This window comes from Herbaspirillum sp. VT-16-41 (assembly GCF_001994935.1).
GTDB lineage: Bacteria > Pseudomonadota > Gammaproteobacteria > Burkholderiales > Burkholderiaceae_D > Herbaspirillum > Herbaspirillum frisingense.
Window position 1 is genome coordinate 98,396 of sequence record NZ_MUXB01000114.1, and the last position, 19,310, is coordinate 117,705.

Below are 19,310 nucleotides of genomic sequence, written 5' to 3' on the forward strand. Positions count from 1 at the left end.
TGCGGGGTGGGGGATGTCAGCAGCTACGGCCGGCTTGCCACAGGCGCGCCAACTGCTCGCCGCTGTCGCGTAGCAATCCCGGCGCCTGTGCAATGGCGTCTTGCAGGCTCATGGGGCCGAAGCTGATGGAAAAGCAGCCGGAAAATCCGGTCTGCAGCTTTTCCAGCGACGTTCTATCAATGCCTCCGGAGAGCAGAGTTGTGGGGACGCCTGCGCGGCGCGCGCGCTGGCTTGCGATGAAGGGGGCCTTGCCGTGCAAAGTCTGGGCGTCGCTGCGACCTTCGCCCGTGATGAGCCAGTCGGCACCTGCCAGCGCATCATCCAGTCCGATATGGTCGGCCACCGTTTCTGCGCCCGAGCGGAATTGCGCACCCAGCATCAGCAGTGCATACCCCAGACCACCTGCGGCCCCCGCGCCCGGTTGATCCGAGGCCCGGCGGCCGAGTGCCGGCTCAAGGACGCTGGCGAAATGTCGCAAGGCGCTGTCTATTACCGCAACCTGGTCGGCCGCCACGCCTTTTTGCGGTCCGAAGACCGCCGTTGCGCCCTCTTCGCCGCACAGGGGATTATCAACGTCGGACATGGCCACGAAATGGGCTTCCTTGATGCGGGGGTCCAACGCGGACACATCAATGCTGACTACCCGGTGTAGCTGCGCGGGTTGCGGTGGTATCGCCTCGCCGGCACCATCCCGCAATACCGCGCCCAGGGCCACAAGCAGGCCGGCGCCGCCGTCATTGGTGCTGCTGCCGCCCAGCGCAACCAGGAATCGGCGCGCGCCGCGATCCAGGAGACTCTTGATCGCGTCGCCTACGCCCAGGGTGGTGCGCAATTGCACCGCTACGCCCGTTCCTGCCGGGTCGGTCAGTCCGACGATGGCAGCCGATTCCACGACGGCACTGCCATCCTTGAGGATGCCCACGGGTGCGTTCGCGTCTTGTCCGGCGGCATTGCGGCAATTGACGGTGAAGCGTTCGCCGCCCGCATGCATGAGCGCATCGAGCGTGCCTTCGCCACCGTCGGCGATGGGACAAAGACGGACTTGGGCATCAGGAATTGCGGCCGAGATCCCGGCGCCGATGGCCGCGGCGACTTCTTCAGCCGAGAGAGAGCCCTTAAACGAATCGGGCGCGATGACGATGATGGGTTTGGGCAAGGAGGGGCGGGCTGAGGTCATGGTGGGTTCGTAGGCTCAGGCCATGCGCATTGCGGCGTCAGGCGTGTTGGAAAGGTCTCGTGATGTTTTGTGCAGCGGACAATCGGCGTTGCTGCTGCTGGCTTTGGCGTGATTATATAAGCTGGGTCCGGTTTGATTATGGCCTTGCAGGTATAGACAGTAGCAACGGTGGCAAAAGCCGCGGGGCTGAAGATTTCTTCGTAGACTGTCAATTGAATCTGAAGCGCGTAACAAAAGGTAAGGAGGGTGGCTGGTCGGAAGCGACTGAGCGATAGTGCGATGTTGGCAAACTGCGCCCAAGGAGTAATGCCTATGAAGCCCTCTGTCCGTGTACCGCTCTATCGCGGTCTTCTGCTGGCCGCCTTGCCTGCCTCCTTGTTGCTGGGCGGCTGCGTGGCTGTGCCCGTCAGTCCATACAATGGTGCTGCTGTCTATCCCGCCCAACCGGTTTATTCCCCCTATTACGCTTATCCATCCTATCCCGCGTATCCGGCGTACAGCTATCCGTCGTCTTCCTTCTACTTTGGCTACAGCAATGGCTGGGGTGGGCGAGGGCGCTGGCGTTGAGCTGCCTGGTAAGCAGTACCCGTGGCTTGAACTCGCTGTATCCATGGCAAAACCGGCTAGAATGTTGCCTTCCTTGATAGATGGCCTGACAGGGTGGGTGTAGGTTGGGGCGCATGGGCGTTTCATCCGTAGCGTAATGGCATCGACCGCAGATCGGCCGCCCACTGCTGTCGCCACATGGTATGAGTTTTAACGTTTCATCGACCCGATCAGATATTATTTCCCGCTCCCGGCGTCGCACGGTGCTGGGCATCGTGTCGTCCGTACTTGTCCATGCGGCGGTATTCATGTTTGTGCGGGCCAAGCTCAATGAGGCGCCGCTCAAGCTGGAGTCTCCAGGTCGACCCGATGCCCCCTTGCAGGTCAGCTTCGTACGTCCGCCAGCCCCGGTGCGCGTGGAGCAACCGGAGCCACCCAAGTCTGTACCGGAACCCAAGAAAGTCCAGCCTCCCCCCAAGAAGGCGGTGACCAGGTCGGCACCCCGGCACAGTCCGACACCTGCGCGTCAGGCGTCGCCGCTCCCAACGGCGCCCACGCCCAGCAGCAATGCATCCGCGTCGGTTCAGGCAGCACCTGCCGAAGACTTCATGACTTTCGCCAATCGCAATCGCCAAAGGCGTGAAGAAGCAGAGCAGGCGGCGGCGCAGGAGAATGCGGCGGCGCGAGCTGCCGAAAACCCTTCGGCCAATGACATTGCCCGAGCCAACATCGCCTTCCAGGACAAACGGGGGCGCGGCACGAACGGCGTCTTCCAGATCATCAGCATGGGGCCGCGGGTAGCGCAGTACAGTTTCCGCGGCTGGACCACGGATCAGCGCCGGAGTCAGAATCAGTTGATCGAAGTGGATGCCGGCTTTGGCGGCAATGTGCAGCTGGCTGTGGTGGACAACATGATTGCGCTTATCCGCCGTTATTACCAAGGCGATTTCAATTTCGACTCGCAGCGACTGGGTAGAGTGGTGACCCTCTCTGCCCGGCCGGAAGACACAAAGGGCTTGCAGAATTTCTTGCTCAACGAATTCTTTGGCGGTCGCTGAACGAATACGGCGGCGACGCTGCGGGATCGCGGTTGAACAGTGTGTTCGTGCGATCCGGAATGATGCCCTCGCGAAGCTGCCCGAAATATTTAAAAATGTTTTTGAGAAACAGTTGAATTAATAACATATTCGCTGCTATAATCTTTGTCTTCAGTCGGGGCGTAGCGCAGCCTGGTAGCGTACTTGCATGGGGTGCAAGGGGTCGTGTGTTCGAATCACACCGTCCCGACCAATCAATTTGAAAGCGTGACGAAAGTCACGCATATACAGCACTGTGATTAGGCGAGAGCTTGATTTCAGTGCTGTTTTTCTTTGCTGCCTCACTTTTGATGCCCCCGGTTCGGCCCGAATAAGGCATGGCGCTTTGTGCTGTGCGAGAAAAAACTCCGAATTACTGCAACCGCATCGCCTTGCGCGAGGTCTCTACAGAATTTGCGGAGTGACCTCGCGATGAACCAGTCAAATCAGCCCGGGCGATCTACCCAAGCCCATCGGCGCTATCACGACGTTGATATCCTTCGTTTTTGCGCCGCAGTCGGTGTCATGCTGCTGCATTATCTGGTCCGCGGTTTTGCACAGGGGGATGATTACTCTCCAGTGTTCTACGGCGAGGTTGCCAACTTCGTCAAGTACAACTACCTGGCAGTCAATCTGTTTTTCATGATCTCCGGTTTCGTCATCTTGATGAGTTCGGAGAACGTCACGCCTCGTGTCTTCCTGCGCTCGCGCGTGCTGCGTCTGTATCCTGCCTACTGGTTCTGCTGCACAGTCAGCTTCGTTCTCACCTATATCTTCATCAACCATATCTTTCATCTCACCGTGCCGCGATATGTTTTGAACATGACCATGCTCAACGGATTCTTCGGCATTGGTTTTGTCGATGGGGTCTACTGGACGTTGCTGGTGGAATTGAAGTTCTATCTTCTGGTTCTTTTCGTCCTGCTCCTGGGGCAGATGGCAAGGATTGAATGGGTCTTGGCAGCTTGGTTATTGTTGTCGATCCTGCAGATCTTTTTGAAGAGCGAGCTGGTGGAAAAGTATTTCATTACCAATTTCGCCAGCTTTTTCATCGCCGGTTGTCTCTTCTATCGCATTTCCAAGCGAGGTGTTACGTGGTTCCGGCTCGCGCTACTGGTATTGACCCTACCCGTGGGCATCCACTATGAGCTTCTGGATCTGGTGCGGCGGGCTGCCCATTACACGGGCCTTGCCTACTACAATGAATCGGTTGTCGTCATTTGCACGGCGTTCTACCTGCTGTTTGTCGTGGTCATCACCCGTCGATCGACCTCTGCCACCTATGCAGGTGTTTCACGCCTGCTAGGCAGTCTGTCCTACCCGATCTATCTGATCCACTTGAATGTCGGGCTGGTGTTTTACAACCTGATCGGTAACAGGCTGGACAAGTGTCTGTTGTTGGCGCTAGTTTGCGCGACGGTTATCGTTTTTGCCTACCTGATCAACCGGTACGTCGAACGCCCATTGGCTGCTTTCATGGGGCGAAAGATTCCATCAGGTTCGACCCGCGCGAGCTCTTCATTGGCGTGATCGATTTTGCGTGGGGCTTGAACCTGGCGGGAACGGGGGGGGCGAGGTTACATAAACACACAATTCTGCGTCCGCCCGTGCTTAACCCCATCCGTTATCTGATCACCACTTATAAGTGGCAGCCGGCCAACCCTAGCCGGCACATTCCGCCAAACAAGATCAGGAGCGCAAGCATGAAATCCCTACTATTGATTCCGGCCGTGGCCGTGGTCGCGGCCCTGAGCGGCTGCGTGGTCGCACCGCCTACCGTGCGGCCCGCCTACGTGGCACAGCCGACCTACGTTGCGCCCCCGGGTGTGGTCTACGTGCAGCCGACCTACGCTTCGCCCGGACCCGGCTGGGTCTGGGAATACCACTCCTATTACGGCTGGGGCTGGCATCATCCGCACTATGGCTGGCATCGCGGCTGGCGCTGATTGATGCCGAATGCTGCATATAGGAGAAAAGCGACACATAACGCGAAAACAGCAGCCTAGGCCGCTAATACGGTTCAGTTAAGAAAAAATCGCCGCGCCAGATGACTTTGGCGCGGCGATTTTGCTTGTTTCTCTTCCCTAGTTCTCTTCCCGCCATTTGAAACCGTTCGGACTGAGTAGGCCCTTGAGGGCCGTATCGAAGCCTGTCCTGAGCCTGTCGAAGGGGCGCTGCTCAGCTTGTGGCGCGCCTTCGATACGCGGCTACGCCGCTACTCAGGACGAACGGCCAGCGATGGCGCAAACAAAGTCTGAGCAAGCTTTCGGGCTGGTAACAAGCTTAACTGAACGGCATTACGGCCTAGGCCGCTGTTTTTCATTTCTGTGTGTGTGGGGGGGGGGGGCTCACCACGCCGGTATCAGCGCAGTCGCAATTCCAGCGTGAGATGTCGCAGGCCGTCCACTTCCGATAATTTCTGACGAAGCAGATCCTCAGAAGTCGCCTTCGCGGCGGATACGCTCACAATTGCCGCCCGCGCAGTCGGTCCAATGCGCCAGACATGCAGGTCGTCGATCTGTACCTCTGCGCCGGCCAGCACCTGCTCTATGCGGGCAGCGACCTGGGCATCGGTCACGTCGAGCAGCACCGCCGCACTGGAGCGCAGCAGGCTATACGACCAGCGTGCAATGACCACGGCACCCACCACGCCCATCAAGGGATCCAGCCAGGTCCAGCCCAGATAGAGGCCAGCCAGCAGGGCAGCAATGGCCAGCACCGAGGTCAGGGCGTCGGCCACGACGTGCAGATAGGCCGAGCGCAGATTGTTGTCGTGTCCATGGTGATGGTGGCCGTGTCCATGCCCGTCCTGAGGATGGGCATGGTGTTCATGCGCATGCCCGTGATCATGATCGTGATGACCCGGATGACCGTGATGGTCGTGATCCCCATGATGCCCATGATGCCCATCCATCAGCAGCCAGGCGCTGGCGATGTTGACGATCAGTCCGACCACGGCGATCGGGATGGCTTCATTGAAATCGACCGCACTCGGGCTGGCCAGGCGCCACAGGGATTCGCCGCCGATGCCGATGGCAATCACCGCCAGTACCAGTGCGGAGGCGAAGCCGGCCAGGTCGCCGACCTTGCCGGTGCCGAAGCTGAAGCGCCCATCATGGGCATGGCGGCGGGCGAATACATAGGCGCCGGCGGCAATGGCCAGCGCGCCAGTGTGGGTCGCCATGTGAAAGCCGTCGGCCAGCAGTGCCATCGATCCGGTCAGGTAGCCTGCAGCGATTTCGGCCACCATCATCACGGCGGTGAGGGCGACCACCCACAGGGTGCGGCGGGTATTGCGGTCGTGGTTGGCGCCAAGATAGACGTGGTCATGGCGCAAGGGGGAGGTGCTTGGCATGTCGTTTCCTTATTTGGCGTAGCGGCGGATGGCTTCCAGGACTTCTTCCAGTCCTTGCTTGCGTTCCTCGTCGGTCAGCCCGGGGCGGGCCACATGTTCGCGGGCATGGGCTTCGATCAATTCGTCCATCAGGCCGTGCACCGCGCCGCGGATGGCGGCGGCCAGGTGCAGGGTGCGGCCACACTCGGCGTCACCTTCCAGTGCGCGTTCCAGGGCCTGGACCTGGCCGCCGATGCGTCGCACACGGTTGAGCAGGGCATCCTTGTCTTGCTTCAGGTGTGCCATATACCATACCCCCCTATCCTATAAAGCCGCCATTATAAGCTGTCCCGGGCTGCATGAGGTGAGGGGCGTTTTGCCGCAATCCGGGACACTGCATACATTCCCATGCTGTGAAAAAATACTTGCCCATGTGCAGTTTTATTCAGTTATACGTAAGCTCTGCGCTTTAGCCTCGGGACAATGCGGCGTGTTGCGTCATGTTTCGTCCGCAGCCAACTCTGCCCAGGGCGGAAATACAAGAAGCGGGGCTACCCGCAAGGAGACATCGATGGCGAAGAACAAGAGTGCGCGGGCGGCCGGCGCCGGGGTGACGTCGCAGGCCTGGCAGGTGGCATTGCCCTGGTTGGCCGGGCTGGTACTCGGTGGCGGTGCGGCGCTGGCGTTGGATGCCATGGGGGCAGGGCGCTGGCTGGCGGCACCTTTGGTCAGTTGCGTGGCCGTGCTGCTGGGCCTGGTCGGTTTTGCGCTGGCGCGCGGCCGTGGGCAGCCTCGTGGCGATGCGATGGTCGACAGGATCAGCGGCGAAATTGATCACATCATGATCGGTGCAGCTGAAACCTCGTTCTTCGTCGATACCATCAAGAACAAGATCAGCAAGGACGTGGGAGCGGCCGATCGGATTGCTGCCAGCGCCGAGCAGAATGCGGCCACCACCGAGCAGATTGCCGCCAATGCGGAGCGCGCCTCGGCGATCGCCGCCGAAGTGCGTACCGAGAGCGTCAGCGGCCGGGCCGAGGTCGATCGCGGCCTGCAGCAGATCGGGCAGGCGCGCACCGACGCCCTGTCGGCATCGTCGATGATGGCGCAACTGCAGGAAAAGTCGCGCCGCATCCATGGCATTACCGAGGTCATCAGTGAAATCGCCGCCCGTACCAATCTGCTGGCATTGAACGCGGCCATCGAGGCCGCGCGCGCCGGCGAGCAGGGGCGCGGGTTTGCGGTGGTGGCAGGGGAGGTGCGGCAACTGGCCCAGCGCACCAAGGAAGCCACCGACGACATCGGCGTCATGGTGCGCGCCATCACTGAAGAGGCCGAGCGGGCGGCCTCGGGGATGAACTCGCTGAGCAGCAAGGTGTTGGAGGCGGCCCAGAACGTGGAGAAGGTGCATACGCTGCTCAACAGCATCGAGCGTTCTTCCAGCCAGTCGCAGGAGCAGATCGAGGAAATCGCTGTGGCCTCGCGCGAACATGTCCAGACGACCCAGGAAATCGCCGAGGCCATCACCGACATCCGCAACGGCATGCTGCAGACCGACGGTGAGCTGCCCCGCGTGGCGGCGTCGGCGATGCTGCTGTCAGAGCGGGCGGAGGCGGTGTTCGAGGCCATCGTCGATGGCGGTGCGCGCAGCGGTCATGATGAGATCCGCGAGGCCGCCGCAGAAGCCGCGCAGGCGGTGGGGAGCCTGTTCGAAAAGGCGATCCGCGCCGGGCAGATTTCCGAGGCGGCGCTCTTCGATCGCACTTACAAGCCGATTGCCAATACCTCGCCACAAAAACACTCCAGCCAGTTCGACGGCTTTACCGACCGCGTATTGCCCGCACTGCAAGAGGCGCTGCTGGAGCGCATGCCGCAACTGGCCTATGCCGGTGCGGTGGACAACAACGGCTACTTTCCTACTCACAACAAGAAGTTTTCCCAGCCGTTGACCGGCAATTATGATGTCGACCTGGTCAACAATCGTACCAAGCGCATCTTCAGTGACCGCACCGGCAAGCGCTGCGGGGCCAATACCAAGCCTTTCCTGCTGCAGACCTACAAGCGCGATACCGGTGAGGTGATGCACGACCTGTCGGTGCCGATCTATGTCAATGGCAAGCACTGGGGCGGCTTCCGGGTCGGCTATCGGTCCAGCCATGCGGCTGCGCCTGCGGCGGTACCGGTGGTCTCGACTACTACGTCTGCCACCCCGGCGCCGTCCACTGCAGTACGGGCGTCGGCCGCCCCGCGCGGGGCAAGGCCGGTGAGGATTTCCAAGGTTTGAGAAGGGTATGCATGCCCGTGTCGGATTGACTTGTCGCAATAGGGGGGTAAAACCATTTCATTTCCGAGGCTGATTCGCTTGACCCCGTCCGGCGCCTGTTAGATTATTCGACGAGGGGACGCTCGCCCGCATGGGACGGGCGATAGACAGCAAGTGGTCGGCCTGCGAGCGGGCTGCGCGAGGGAAGGAAAGACAGTGAAGCCTACGGTGCCAAGCAAGGGCGAATCATCCGGCAAGGAGTTCGATTTCAATAGCCGTGATTTCGAGCGCGTGCGTGGCCTGATCTACCAGCGGGCCGGGATCGCCCTGGCCGACAGCAAGCAGGAGATGGTGTACAGCCGCCTGGCGCGGCGCCTTCGGGCCACCGGCATCACTTCCTTCCAGCAGTATCTCGACATGCTCGAACGCACCCACGACTCCGACGAGTGGGAAGCCTTCACCAACGCCCTGACCACCAACCTGACCTCGTTCTTCCGCGAGGCTCACCATTTCCCCATCCTGGCGGATTTCCTCAAGACCCTGAAGGAGCCGGCCACCATCTGGTGCTCGGCGGCTTCTACCGGGGAAGAGCCCTATACCATCGCCATGACCGCCTGCGAGGCCTATGGCTCGATGACGCCACCGGTGCAGATCGTGGCCACCGACATCGATACCAATGTCCTGGCCACCGGCGCCAATGGCGTCTATCCCATGGAGCGCATCGAAAAGATGGCGCCCGAACGGGTCAAGAAGTTCTTCCTGCGTGGCAAGGGTAACCATGAGGGTTACGTGCGCGTGCGCCCGGAATTGCGCAAGCTGATCACCTTCAAGCAACTGAACCTGCTGGCCGATGGCTGGCCCATCAACGGTCAGTTCGATGTGATCTTCTGTCGCAACGTGATGATCTATTTCGATAAACCTACCCAGAGCAAGATCCTGTCCCGATTCGTTCCATTGATGAAGCCTCATGCCTTGCTGTTCGCCGGCCATTCGGAGAACTTCCTGTATGTCTCCGATGCCCTCAAGCTCAAAGGCAAGACGGTCTATGAACTCAACGCAACGCAGCGTGGCGCAAGGACCAAGCCATGAGTCAGGCGTCCGAGCAGATTGCCACCAATCTCTACTACGACCGCACCTTCGATTGCGACGCCGCCAAGATCCTGCCGGGCGAGTATTACTTCACCGGCAAGGACATGATGATCGTCACCGTGCTGGGCTCCTGCGTCTCGGCCTGTATCCGGGATCGTGTCTCCGGCATTGGTGGCATGAACCATTTCATGTTGCCCGACGGGGGTGGTGACGATGGCAGTCCGATCTCGGCCTCGGCCCGTTATGGCACCTATGCCATGGAAGTGCTGATCAACGAAGTGCTCAAGGCCGGGGCCCGGCGCGAAAACCTGGAAGCCAAGGTATTCGGCGGCGGCAACGTGCTACGCGGCTTTTCGGCCATCAACGTGGGCGAGCGCAATGCCGAATTCGTACGGCGCTACCTCAAGGCAGAAAACATCCGTGTGGTGGCCGAGGACCTGAACGATATCTATCCCCGCAAGGTGTATTTCTTCCCCCGCACCGGCAAGGTGCTGGTGAAAAAGCTGAAACAGATGCACAACAATACCCTGGTGGACCGCGAAAAAGCCTACGCCAGCAAGCTGGTCACCAAGCCGGTGGGCGGCGAGGTGGACCTGTTCTGACGGCCATGATCAGTCAGCAGGGTAATTCCGAAATTAGAGTGATTGAGTGATGAAAATTAAAGTTCTTATCGTCGACGACTCCGCACTGATCCGCAGTGTCATGCGCGAAATCATCGGCAGCCAGCCGGACATGGAAGTGGTGGGCGTGGCGCCCGACCCGATCATCGCCCGCGAGCTGATCAAGCAGACCAACCCGGACGTGCTGACGCTGGACGTGGAAATGCCGCGCATGGACGGCCTGGATTTCCTGGAAAAGCTGATGCGCCTGCGCCCCATGCCGGTGGTGATGGTGTCTTCGCTGACCGAGCGTGGTTCCGAAATCACCCTGCGGGCGCTGGAACTGGGCGCCATCGATTTCGTCACCAAGCCCAAGATCTCCATCCAGAGCGGCATGCAGGAATATGCCGACATGATCGCCGACAAGATACGCGCCGCCGCCAAGGCACGCGTGCGCGCTCGCCCGTCACGTGCGGCCGAGCAGGCCGCCACCCCCGGCGAGGCTTTGCCGCAGATCCGCAATCCGCTCACCAGTAGCGAAAAGCTGATCATCATCGGTGCTTCCACCGGCGGCACCGAGGCCATCAAGGAATTCCTGATCCGCATGCCTTCCGACTGCCCCGGCATCCTGATCACCCAGCATATGCCCGAAGGATTCACCCGTTCCTTCGCCCAGCGCCTGAACAACCTGTGCAAGATTTCCGTTGTGGAATCGGCCGGCAACGAGCGCGTGCTCCCGGGGCACGCCTATATTGCACCCGGCCATTCCCACCTGAAGCTGGTGCGCAGCGGCGCCAACTACATGACCCAGCTCGACCAGGGCCCGCCGGTGAACCGCCACCGGCCGTCAGTGGATGTGCTGTTCCAGTCGGCTGCGACCTGCGCCGGCAAGAACGCCGTGGGCGTGATCCTGACCGGTATGGGCAAGGACGGCGCACAGGGCATGCTGGAAATGCGCAATGCCGGCGCCTACAACTTTGCCCAGGACGAGGCCTCCTGCGTGGTCTTCGGCATGCCCCGCGAAGCCATCGCCATTGGTGCGGCGCATGAGGTTCTTTCACTGCAGGCCATGCCGGGCAGGGTACTGGCGTGGCTGGCGGAACACGGAAGCCGTGCCCTGCGGGTTTGAAGCCGCGCGATACGCTTATTGTTCTGCCAAATTTGCTGTTGCTGCACTACAATGCGTTGCATATGAGAGGCAGCCTGAGGGTTCACCTCAAGCTGGGAAGATAAGAAGGATTCGGTTCAAGTGAGCCTAGGCACTTGCCGTTATCCACGAATTCAATTGTTCAGATGGAGTCTTAGCATGTCGGGTCCCAATACCAAGTTCTTAGTCGTCGACGATTTCTCGACCATGCGCCGCATCGTGCGCAATCTGCTCAAGGAATTGGGCTACACCAATGTGGACGAGGCCGAAGATGGCGTGCAGGCGCTGCAAAAGCTGCGTAGCGACCAGTTCGATTTCGTCGTCTCCGACTGGAACATGCCCAACATGGATGGCCTGACCATGCTGCAGGAAATCCGCAAGGACCCGGCCCTGTCCAAGCTGCCCGTGCTGATGGTCACCGCCGAAGCCAAGAAGGAAAACATCGTCGCTGCTGCCCAGGCGGGTGCCAACGGCTACGTGGTCAAGCCTTTCACCGCGGCCACGCTGGATGAGAAGCTGGGCAAGATCTTCGAAAAGATGGCTGCAGGTGGCTGAGGTGGAAGGCGGCCTCAATCCCGCCCGTACCGCGTCCACCGAGGGTGCCGCGGTCAGCGAAGAGGTATTGGTCCGTATCGGCCACATGACGCGCAACCTGCACGACAGCTTGCGCGGTCTGGGCTTCGACCGCCTGCTGGAGCGCGCCGCCAGCGACATGCCCGACGCGCGTGACCGCCTGGAATACGTGGCCCGCATGACCGAACAGGCCGCCCAGCGTGTGCTCAATGCCACTGAACTGGCCAGCCCCTTGCAGGAGCGCATCCACGACGGTGCCGGCGAGCTCAAGGCGCAGTGGGAAGCGGCTACCGCCGGCAGCTTCTCGGAAGCCCAGTACCGCGAACTGGGTGCCCGCACCTCGGCCTTCCTGGCGCAGGCTGGCGAAGACAGCAGCGTGACCAAGCAGCAACTGCTGGACATCATGATGGCGCAGGATTTCCAGGACCTGACGGGTCAGGTCATCAAGCGCGTCACCAAGCTGGCACACGACCTGGAGTCGCAACTGGTGCAACTGCTGGTCGATTACTCGCCCTCGGAAACCAAACGCGAAGATACGGGCCTGCTCAATGGCCCCCAGATCGACCCGGCCGGCAAGGATGTCATCGCCAACCAGGGGCAGGTCGACGATCTGCTGGAGAGCCTGGGCTTCTGATCCTGCGGGTATCTTCATCGAAGGCCTTGCATATTGTCTGATGGGCAATATGCAAGGCCTTCGTCATTGTTGCTTGTCTAGCATGTCGTGGAAATGCCACGTATCCCATTCAACATGCAAATCTGACTTTGCTTTGTATCGCCCATGCCCGAAGAAGCGTGCGGTACACCGCCTTCGAGACGCGCCGTTCTGTCCAAGGCAGAGCCTGGGGCTTTTGCCTAGTCCGAAATGGGGGACGTTTTCGCCCCTATTCCCGTGATGATGGCGCCTCCCGGTCGCCAATAATCCTAGCCTATTGTTCTAGAAATCCGTCCAGCGCACGCGACGCCGGGGGGCAAGCAGTTTTGCAGGGGGATACGGCGGATGGCCGAAGACAGCGATATGGAGCGGACAGAACCCGCCACGAGTAAACGCATTGAGCGTGCTCGTGAGCAGGGTGATGTGCCGCGCTCGCGCGAGCTGGCCACTTGCCTGATGCTGCTGGTGGGCGGCAGTTGCGTCTGGGCCTTCAGCGGCCCGGTCGTGACCAGCCTGGACCGCATCATGGTCGCTACCCTGAGCATGGAGCGTGCCGCGGCCTTCGATCCGGTGGTGCTGTTCAACATGCTCAGCGCCCATCTGCTGGATGTGGCCATTGCCATGATCCCCATCGCCTTCATGATGACCCTGGCTGCCATGGCCGCGCCCCTGATGCTGGGCGGCTGGCTGTTCAACGTCGAATCGCTGGCGCCCAAGTTCAGCAAGCTCAATCCCATCAGCGGTTTTGGCAACATGTTCTCGGTCAACTCCCTGGTCGAGCTGGGCAAGGCTGTCCTCAAGACGCTGCTGGTGGGGACCGTTGCCTGGTTGGCCATTCGCGGCCAGATTGATGCCGTGCTGGGGCTGGGCGTGGAATCGCTCAAGACCGCCGGCGCCCATTCGGCGTATCTGCTATGGGTGAGCTTCATCACCATCGTGTCGGCGCTGATCCTCATTGCCGTACTGGACGTCCCTTATCAGATCTGGAACTACGGCCGCAAGCTGCGCATGACGCGTGAAGAGGTCAAGCAGGAGCACAAGGAATCCGAAGGCGATCCTCACGTCAAGGGCAAGATCCGCGCAATGCAGCGCGCCATGGCACGCCGCCGCATGATGGCCGAGGTGCCTACCGCCGACGTGGTGGTGACCAACCCGACCCACTATGCGGTCGCGCTGAAATATACCGAAGGCAAGATGGGTGCACCCAAGGTGGTGGCCAAGGGTGCCGACGACATCGCCGCCAAGATCCGCGAACTGGCGCGCGAGCACAAGGTGCCGCTGCTGGAAGCACCGCCCCTGGCGCGCGCCTTGCACACCCATACCGAGATCGGCGACGAGATCCCCGAAGCCCTTTATACCGCCGTGGCCGAGGTGCTGGCCTACGTGTTCCAGTTGCGCACCTTTGGCAAGTTCGGTGGCGACCGTCCGGTGGAACCGACCGACCTGGCCGTGCCCAAGGACCTCGATCCGGCCACTGCCCCTCCCAAGACACGCGGCCCCAAGAATAGAAGCAGGCAGTAACGATGGCGACCAAACTCAATACGATGAAAATTCCGGCCTGGGTGCCGATCAAGAGCGGCAAGGCCTTCGCCGCGCCGATCCTGATCGTCATGATGCTGGCGATGATGGTGCTGCCGCTGCCAGCCTTCATGCTGGACCTGCTGTTCAGCTTCAACATCTCGCTCTCGGTGATTGTGCTGATGACGGCGCTCTATACCGTCAAGCCGCTGGATTTCATCGCCTTCCCGGCGGTGCTGCTGGTGTCGACCATGCTGCGCCTGTCACTGAACGTGGCCTCGACCCGGGTCGTGCTGACCGAGGGCCATACCGGCCCGGACGCCGCCGGCAAGGTGATCGAAGCCTTCGGTCACTTCCTGATCGGCGGCAACTACACGGTCGGTATCGTGGTGTTCGTGATCCTGACCATCATCAACTTCATGGTGGTGACCAAGGGTGCCGGCCGTATCGCCGAAGTGGGTGCGCGCTTCACCCTGGATGCGATGCCGGGCAAGCAGATGGCGATCGACGCCGACCTCAATGCCGGCCTGATCGGTGAGCCGGAGGCCCGCGCCCGCCGCAAGGAAGTGGCACAGGAGTCGGAGTTCTACGGTGCCATGGACGGTGCCTCCAAGTACGTGCGCGGCGACGCCATCGCCGGCATCATCGTGACCGTGGTCAACATCGTCGGCGGTCTGGTGGTGGGGATGGTCCAGCACGACCTGGCCTTCGACGCCGCACTGAAGAACTACACGTTGCTGGCCATCGGTGATGGCCTGGTGGCGCAGATTCCCTCGCTGATCATTTCGACGGCCGCCGGTGTGGTGGTCTCGCGCGTGGCCAACGACCAGGACGTGGGCGGCCAGCTGATCAACCAGCTCTTCGCCAAGCCGGAAGTGCTCTACATCACCGCCGTCATCATCGGCGGCATGGGCCTGATCCCGGGCATGCCGCATATCGCCTTCCTGCTGCTGGCGGCTGCCATGGGCGGTGGCGCGTATGCCATCAGCAAGCGCGTCCAGACCGCCAAGGCCGAAAGTGCCGCCGCCACCCCGCAAGCCGCAGCAGCTGCGGCCGCGCCCGCCGAAGGCGAGGAGGCCAGCTGGAACGACGTCATGCCGGTCGATACCCTGGGCCTGGAAGTGGGCTACCGCCTCATCCCGCTGGTGGACAAGGGGCAGGGCGGCGAACTGCTCAAGCGCATCAAGGGCATCCGCAAGAAATTCGCCCAGGAGGTCGGCTTCCTGTCGCCGCCCATCCATATCCGCGACAATCTGGAATTGAAACCCTCGGCCTACCGCATCACCCTCAAAGGCGTGGAAGTGGGCAATGGCGAGGCGCATGCCGGCCAGTACCTGGCGATCAACCCGGGCATGGTGACCGGCCCCTTGCCGGGCATGATGACTTCCGACCCGGCCTTCGGTCTGCCGGCCGTCTGGATCGACAACAGCCTGCGCGAACAGGCCTCGACCATGGGCTATACCGTGGTCGACGCCGGCACCGTTGTCGCCACCCACCTGAACCACCTGATCACCACCCATGCTTCCGAGCTGCTGGGCCGCCAGGAAGTGCAGAGCCTGCTGGACCACCTGGCCAAGGAAGCGCCCAAGCTGGTGGAAGATCTGGTACCGAAGATGTTGCCCCTGGGTACCTTGCAGAAAGTGTTGCAGAACCTGCTCACCGAAGGCGTGCACATTCGCGATATGCGCACTATCATCGAAACCTTGTCCGAGCACGCCGCGCGCATCCAGGACCCGACCGATCTCACGGCCATCGTCCGCATCGCGCTGGGTCGGGCCATCGTGCAACAGATTTTCCCGGGCGAGAGCGAGTTGCCGGTCATGGCGCTGGACTCCAAGCTCGAACGTCTGCTCATGCAGGCGCTGCAGGCCAGCGGCGACACCGGCGGTATCGAGCCGGGTCTGGCCGATTCGCTGGTGCAGCAGACCGAAATCGCGGCGCAGCGCCAGGAGCAGCTCGGCTACGCGCCGGTACTGCTGGTGGGGGCGCCGCTGCGCACGCTGATGGCACGCTTCCTGCGTCGTGCCATGCCGCAGTTGCGCGTGTTGTCGCACGCTGAAGTGCCAGAATCGAAAACGATTAAAGTTACCAGCCTAGTTGGAGGGCAAGCATGAACGTCAAGAAATTTATCGCCAATTCTTCTCGCGAGGCCTGGCGTCAGGTCCGCGAGGCGCTTGGCCCGGATGCCGTCATTCTCTCCAACCGCAATATTCCCGACGGGGTGGAGATCCTGGCCATGGCCAACGAGGATATGACCACCCTGGTGGCGCCCACCGGTGCGCGCGAAGCTGGGGCTCGCCCGCAGGCGGCCTCGCTGCAGCAGCAATCCGGTCTGCCGCCGGCGCAGCAGCCCAAGCGTCCCGCACTGCTGTCTTCGCCGCTGGCGCAGCAGCCGGCCCGCGCCCTGCGTACCGAGCAGGCGCCCCTGCTGGACCAGCCGGCCCAGGGTCGGGCGCCCGCCCGCGCAGCAGAAGCTGCACCCGGCCCCGATGCGCGCGTCTGGCGCAGCCGTCGTGCCGGCAGTGCCGCGGCCCAGCCGCCAGCGGCCGGGGCTGCTGATGCTGCCGAACAGGATCAACGTCCGCGTTCGGCGCTGCCTGAATTCGACGGCAAGGACTACGACGAGATCCTGTCCGAGGTGATGAGCGAAATCCGCTCCATGCGTGGCGTGCTGGAAACCCAGCTGGCCGAGATTTCCTGGGGTGGCGCGCAAAAGCGCGAGCCGCTCAAGGGCATCGTCCTGAAGGAAATGCTGGCCGCCGGCTTCTCGGCAAGCCTGTCGCGCCTGATCACTGAAAACCTGCCCTCCAACTCCAAGTCGCAGGACATCATGTTCTGGGTCAAGTCGGTCTTGGCGCGCAACCTCAACACCCTGGCCAACGAGAACGAACTGCTGGAAAACGGTGGAGTCTTCGCCCTGGTCGGCCCCACCGGCGTGGGCAAGACCACCACCACTGCCAAGCTGGCTGCACGCTGCGTGATGCGCCATGGCTCCGGCAAGCTGGCCTTGATCACCACCGACGGCTACCGTATCGGCGGCTACGAACAATTGCGCATCTACGGCAAGATCCTGGGTGTGATGGTGCACTCGGTCAAGGACGAGACCGACCTGCGCATCGCCCTGGAAGAACTCAAGGGCAAGCACACCGTGCTCATCGATACCGCAGGGGTAGGCCAGCGCGACCAGATGGTGGCCGAGCAGGACGCCATGCTGGCCGGTGCCGGCGTGGACATCAAGCGTCTGCTGTGCCTGAACGCCACTGCCACCGGTGGTACCCTCAATGAAGTGGTGCATGCCTATTCCAGCTCCGGTCTGGCCGGCTGCATCATCACCAAGCTTGATGAAGCTGCCACCATCGGCAACGTGCTAGACGTGGTGATCCGCCACAAGCTCAACCTGCACTACGTCGCCAACGGCCAGCGCGTGCCGGAAGACCTGCACGTGGCCAACAAGCTGTACCTGGCAGACCGTGCTTTCAAGCAGAAACGCGAGACCGCCCCTTTTGAATTCCAGGAAGGCGAACTGCCCGGCGTGATCGGCCCCACCGCGATGTCCATGAACGATAAAGGTTTGCGCGAGGTGAGCTTTGGCTAGTTACGATATCGACCAGGCAGCCGGACTGCGCCGGATGCTGGAGCGTCCGGTCCCCCGACTGTTCACTTTCTTCTCGGTGCTGGGTGAAGAAGAGAAGAGCGCCATGCTCATCAATATTGCCGCATCCCTGTCGCAGGCCAAGCATAACGTGCTGGTTGTCGATGGCGACGTGGCCAGTACCGGCCTGCTGACCCGCATCGGCCTGCGCCACGACGTCGCCACCCTGCAGGAAGTGGCGCGTGCCGAACGTCCCTTGCGCGAGGCCACCCGCATGCTGCCCGAAGGTTTTGCCATGGCCCGCATCGCCCGCCGTACCGTGCCGGCGGCCAGCGATCCCCAGGCCGGACGTCTGGCCGAGATTTTCGACAGCCTTATCGAGCAGGCCGAAATCACCCTCGTCAACGGCGTGCTGGCCAGTGACCAGTCGCTGCCGGTGCCGACCATGGAAATGGGCGAGATCGTGATCCAGGTCTCGACCACGGCCACCTCGATCAAGGCCGCCTACGTGCTCCTGAAGAGCCTGAGCGACCGTATCGGACGCCGTCCCTTCAGCCTGATCGTCAATGACGCCACCGAGGCCGAGGCGCGCACCGTCTACGCCAACATGGCCCAGGCCGCCAGCCGCTATCTGGCAGCGCAGTTGAATTTCCTCGGCGCCATCCCGGCCGACGACCATATCCGCCGCGCTACCGGCCAGGGGCGGGCGGTGATGGATGTGTTTCCCTTTGCCGGTGCGGCGCTGGCTTTCCAGCGCCTGTCCAAGCAATTCACGGCGGCCGATACGGCCCGCAGCACTTACGGAATGGCAACCGATGGTGCAAGCCTGGGAGTGTGACGTGCATGTATAACGTCAAGGGAAAAAAGGGCAAGAATGATGTGCTGGAGCAGCATGCGCCGCTGGTCAAGAAACTGGCGCATCAGCTCAAGGCCAAATTGCCCCCTAGCGTAGAGGTGGACGACCTGATCCAGGCCGGCATGATGGGCTTGCTCGACGCCGTCAACCGCTACGAAGAGACCCATGGCGCGCAGTTCGAGACCTATGCCGTCCAACGCATTCGCGGCGCCATGCTCGACGAACTGCGCAGCAGCGACTGGCTGCCGCGCAGCATCCGTCAGAACGCCCGCAAGGTAGACGAAGCCATGCAGGCCTTGCTGCAGCAGCTCGGTCGCCAGCCGCAGGAAACCGAAGTGGCGCAGCACCTCAAGATCAGCCTCACCGAGTATCAGTCGCTGCTCAGCGAATGCGGTGGGCACCAGTTGATCTACTACGAGGATTTCCACGACGACGATGGTGGTCATGAACATTTCCTGGACCGCTACCAGACCGCCGAGTCCGATGACGACCCGCTGCAGAACCTGATCAACGGCGGCTTCCGCGAAGCCGTGGTGGATTCCATCAAGGCCCTGCCCGAGCGCGAGCAGATCCTGATGGCCCTTTACTACGAGCAGGAAATGAACCTCAAGGAGATCGGCGCCGTCATGGGCGTGTCCGAGTCCCGTGTGTGCCAGCTGCATAGCCAGGCGATCTCACGCATGCGTTCCTATCTGCGGGAGCATTCGTGGAGTGGGGTGGCCTGAGAAGTGATTTGCGTCCGGGAGGACGCGCTCCGGCATGCTCTAACGGCTCCTTCGGGAGCCGTTTTCAATTCCATCGAGCTCTTGTGTGCCGCCTTGGGTCTGACCCAGCTTGTGCTGAGCAGGTAAAGCTTGAGGCACCTGCACGGCACAAAAAAAGACCCCG

General features: G+C 61.6%; 18 protein-coding genes and 1 tRNA gene. 16 read left to right on the forward strand and 3 right to left on the reverse strand.

Annotation, left to right across the window (positions count from 1 at the left end; genetic code table 11):
- Positions 1-16: 16 nt before the first annotated feature.
- Entirely contained in the window at positions 17-1,177 is a 1,161-nt protein-coding gene (locus tag BTM36_RS15720) for a glycerate kinase (RefSeq protein WP_077237026.1), read from the reverse strand.
- 312 nt (positions 1,178-1,489) lie between these two features.
- Here BTM36_RS15720 and BTM36_RS15725 point away from each other — a divergent pair, with 312 nt between their 5' ends.
- From BTM36_RS15725 to BTM36_RS15745, 5 genes are all read left to right on the forward strand, one after another.
- Positions 1,490-1,744 carry a hypothetical protein gene (locus BTM36_RS15725; protein WP_077237027.1) on the forward strand — a complete coding sequence of 85 codons (255 nt, stop codon included), beginning with the start codon at positions 1,490-1,492 and terminating at the stop codon, positions 1,742-1,744.
- A gap of 182 nt (positions 1,745-1,926) precedes the next feature.
- Entirely contained in the window at positions 1,927-2,781 is an 855-nt protein-coding gene (locus BTM36_RS15730; protein WP_174616860.1) for a hypothetical protein, read from the forward strand.
- 155 nt (positions 2,782-2,936) lie between these two features.
- Positions 2,937-3,013 (forward strand) — tRNA-Pro (locus BTM36_RS15735).
- A 218-nt stretch (positions 3,014-3,231) separates the two neighbouring features.
- Positions 3,232-4,329 (forward strand): acyltransferase, encoded by a 1,098-nt coding sequence (locus BTM36_RS15740; protein ID WP_077237028.1) that lies wholly within the window; start codon positions 3,232-3,234, stop codon positions 4,327-4,329.
- A 173-nt stretch (positions 4,330-4,502) separates the two neighbouring features.
- The gene (locus tag BTM36_RS15745; protein WP_077237029.1) at positions 4,503-4,745 is read left to right on the forward strand and encodes a hypothetical protein; all 243 of its coding nucleotides are present in this window, start codon (positions 4,503-4,505) and stop codon (positions 4,743-4,745) included.
- A 416-nt stretch (positions 4,746-5,161) separates the two neighbouring features.
- Here the strand turns inward: BTM36_RS15745 and dmeF are convergent, their stop codons facing one another.
- Both dmeF and BTM36_RS15755 read right to left on the reverse strand, forming a co-directional pair.
- Entirely contained in the window at positions 5,162-6,154 is a 993-nt protein-coding gene (gene dmeF / locus BTM36_RS15750) for a CDF family Co(II)/Ni(II) efflux transporter DmeF (protein ID WP_077237030.1), read from the reverse strand.
- A 9-nt stretch (positions 6,155-6,163) separates the two neighbouring features.
- A complete protein-coding gene (locus BTM36_RS15755; RefSeq protein ID WP_006712746.1) occupies positions 6,164-6,439 on the reverse strand; it encodes a metal/formaldehyde-sensitive transcriptional repressor in 276 nt (91 codons plus the stop codon).
- Between the two features lie 331 nt (positions 6,440-6,770).
- On the opposite strand from BTM36_RS15755, the gene BTM36_RS15760 reads away from it, so the two are divergent.
- The 11 genes from BTM36_RS15760 (at position 6,771) to BTM36_RS15810 (ending at position 19,147) form a co-directional block, all read left to right on the forward strand.
- Complete coding sequence (locus BTM36_RS15760) at positions 6,771-8,417, forward strand: methyl-accepting chemotaxis protein (RefSeq protein WP_077237249.1); 1,647 nt, start codon at positions 6,771-6,773, stop codon at positions 8,415-8,417.
- A 195-nt stretch (positions 8,418-8,612) separates the two neighbouring features.
- Positions 8,613-9,485, forward strand: a complete 873-nt coding sequence (locus BTM36_RS15765) for a CheR family methyltransferase (protein ID WP_077237031.1) — start codon at positions 8,613-8,615, stop codon at positions 9,483-9,485.
- Positions 9,482-10,087, forward strand: coding sequence for a chemoreceptor glutamine deamidase CheD (gene cheD / locus BTM36_RS15770; RefSeq protein ID WP_077237032.1), 606 nt, complete (start codon positions 9,482-9,484; stop codon positions 10,085-10,087). Before BTM36_RS15765 ends, cheD begins: the two co-directional genes overlap by 4 nt.
- Before the next feature lie 49 nt (positions 10,088-10,136).
- A complete protein-coding gene (locus BTM36_RS15775; RefSeq protein ID WP_039876336.1) occupies positions 10,137-11,213 on the forward strand; it encodes a chemotaxis response regulator protein-glutamate methylesterase in 1,077 nt (358 codons plus the stop codon).
- A gap of 177 nt (positions 11,214-11,390) precedes the next feature.
- A complete protein-coding gene (gene cheY / locus BTM36_RS15780) occupies positions 11,391-11,786 on the forward strand; it encodes a chemotaxis response regulator CheY (RefSeq protein WP_006712751.1) in 396 nt (131 codons plus the stop codon).
- A complete protein-coding gene (cheZ, locus tag BTM36_RS15785) occupies positions 11,779-12,438 on the forward strand; it encodes a protein phosphatase CheZ (protein ID WP_006712753.1) in 660 nt (219 codons plus the stop codon). Before cheY ends, cheZ begins: the two co-directional genes overlap by 8 nt.
- A 363-nt stretch (positions 12,439-12,801) precedes the next feature.
- Positions 12,802-13,977: a flagellar biosynthesis protein FlhB gene (gene flhB, locus BTM36_RS15790; protein WP_039876338.1), complete on the forward strand. Its 1,176-nt coding sequence runs from the start codon at positions 12,802-12,804 to the stop codon at positions 13,975-13,977.
- 2 nt (positions 13,978-13,979) lie between these two features.
- Entirely contained in the window at positions 13,980-16,088 is a 2,109-nt protein-coding gene (gene flhA / locus BTM36_RS15795; RefSeq protein WP_077237033.1) for a flagellar biosynthesis protein FlhA, read from the forward strand.
- A complete protein-coding gene (flhF, locus tag BTM36_RS15800) occupies positions 16,085-17,569 on the forward strand; it encodes a flagellar biosynthesis protein FlhF (RefSeq protein WP_077237034.1) in 1,485 nt (494 codons plus the stop codon). The genes flhA and flhF overlap by 4 nt, the downstream gene beginning before the upstream one ends.
- Before the next feature lie 34 nt (positions 17,570-17,603).
- Entirely contained in the window at positions 17,604-18,404 is an 801-nt protein-coding gene (locus BTM36_RS15805) for an antiactivator of flagellar biosynthesis FleN protein (protein ID WP_077237254.1), read from the forward strand.
- Between the two features lie 5 nt (positions 18,405-18,409).
- Positions 18,410-19,147: an RNA polymerase sigma factor FliA gene (locus tag BTM36_RS15810; RefSeq protein WP_006462687.1), complete on the forward strand. Its 738-nt coding sequence runs from the start codon at positions 18,410-18,412 to the stop codon at positions 19,145-19,147.
- Positions 19,148-19,310: the final 163 nt, after the last annotated feature.

Bases quoted from the DNA above. Each gene is read 5' to 3' on its own strand.
- BTM36_RS15720 (WP_077237026.1), bottom strand. From the start codon at position 1,177: ATGACCTCAGCCCGCCCCTCCTTGCCCAAACCCATCATCGTCATCGCG.
- BTM36_RS15725 (WP_077237027.1), top strand. From the start codon at position 1,490: ATGAAGCCCTCTGTCCGTGTACCGCTCTATCGCGGTCTTCTGCTGGCC.
- BTM36_RS15730 (WP_174616860.1), top strand. From the start codon at position 1,927: ATGAGTTTTAACGTTTCATCGACCCGATCAGATATTATTTCCCGCTCC.
- BTM36_RS15740 (WP_077237028.1), top strand. From the start codon at position 3,232: ATGAACCAGTCAAATCAGCCCGGGCGATCTACCCAAGCCCATCGGCGC.
- BTM36_RS15745 (WP_077237029.1), top strand. From the start codon at position 4,503: ATGAAATCCCTACTATTGATTCCGGCCGTGGCCGTGGTCGCGGCCCTG.
- dmeF (WP_077237030.1), bottom strand. From the start codon at position 6,154: ATGCCAAGCACCTCCCCCTTGCGCCATGACCACGTCTATCTTGGCGCC.
- BTM36_RS15755 (WP_006712746.1), bottom strand. From the start codon at position 6,439: ATGGCACACCTGAAGCAAGACAAGGATGCCCTGCTCAACCGTGTGCGA.
- cheD (WP_077237032.1), top strand. From the start codon at position 9,482: ATGAGTCAGGCGTCCGAGCAGATTGCCACCAATCTCTACTACGACCGC.
- BTM36_RS15775 (WP_039876336.1), top strand. From the start codon at position 10,137: ATGAAAATTAAAGTTCTTATCGTCGACGACTCCGCACTGATCCGCAGT.
- cheY (WP_006712751.1), top strand. From the start codon at position 11,391: ATGTCGGGTCCCAATACCAAGTTCTTAGTCGTCGACGATTTCTCGACC.
- flhB (WP_039876338.1), top strand. From the start codon at position 12,802: ATGGCCGAAGACAGCGATATGGAGCGGACAGAACCCGCCACGAGTAAA.
- flhA (WP_077237033.1), top strand. From the start codon at position 13,980: ATGGCGACCAAACTCAATACGATGAAAATTCCGGCCTGGGTGCCGATC.
- flhF (WP_077237034.1), top strand. From the start codon at position 16,085: ATGAACGTCAAGAAATTTATCGCCAATTCTTCTCGCGAGGCCTGGCGT.
- BTM36_RS15805 (WP_077237254.1), top strand. From the start codon at position 17,604: ATGCTGGAGCGTCCGGTCCCCCGACTGTTCACTTTCTTCTCGGTGCTG.
- BTM36_RS15810 (WP_006462687.1), top strand. From the start codon at position 18,410: ATGTATAACGTCAAGGGAAAAAAGGGCAAGAATGATGTGCTGGAGCAG.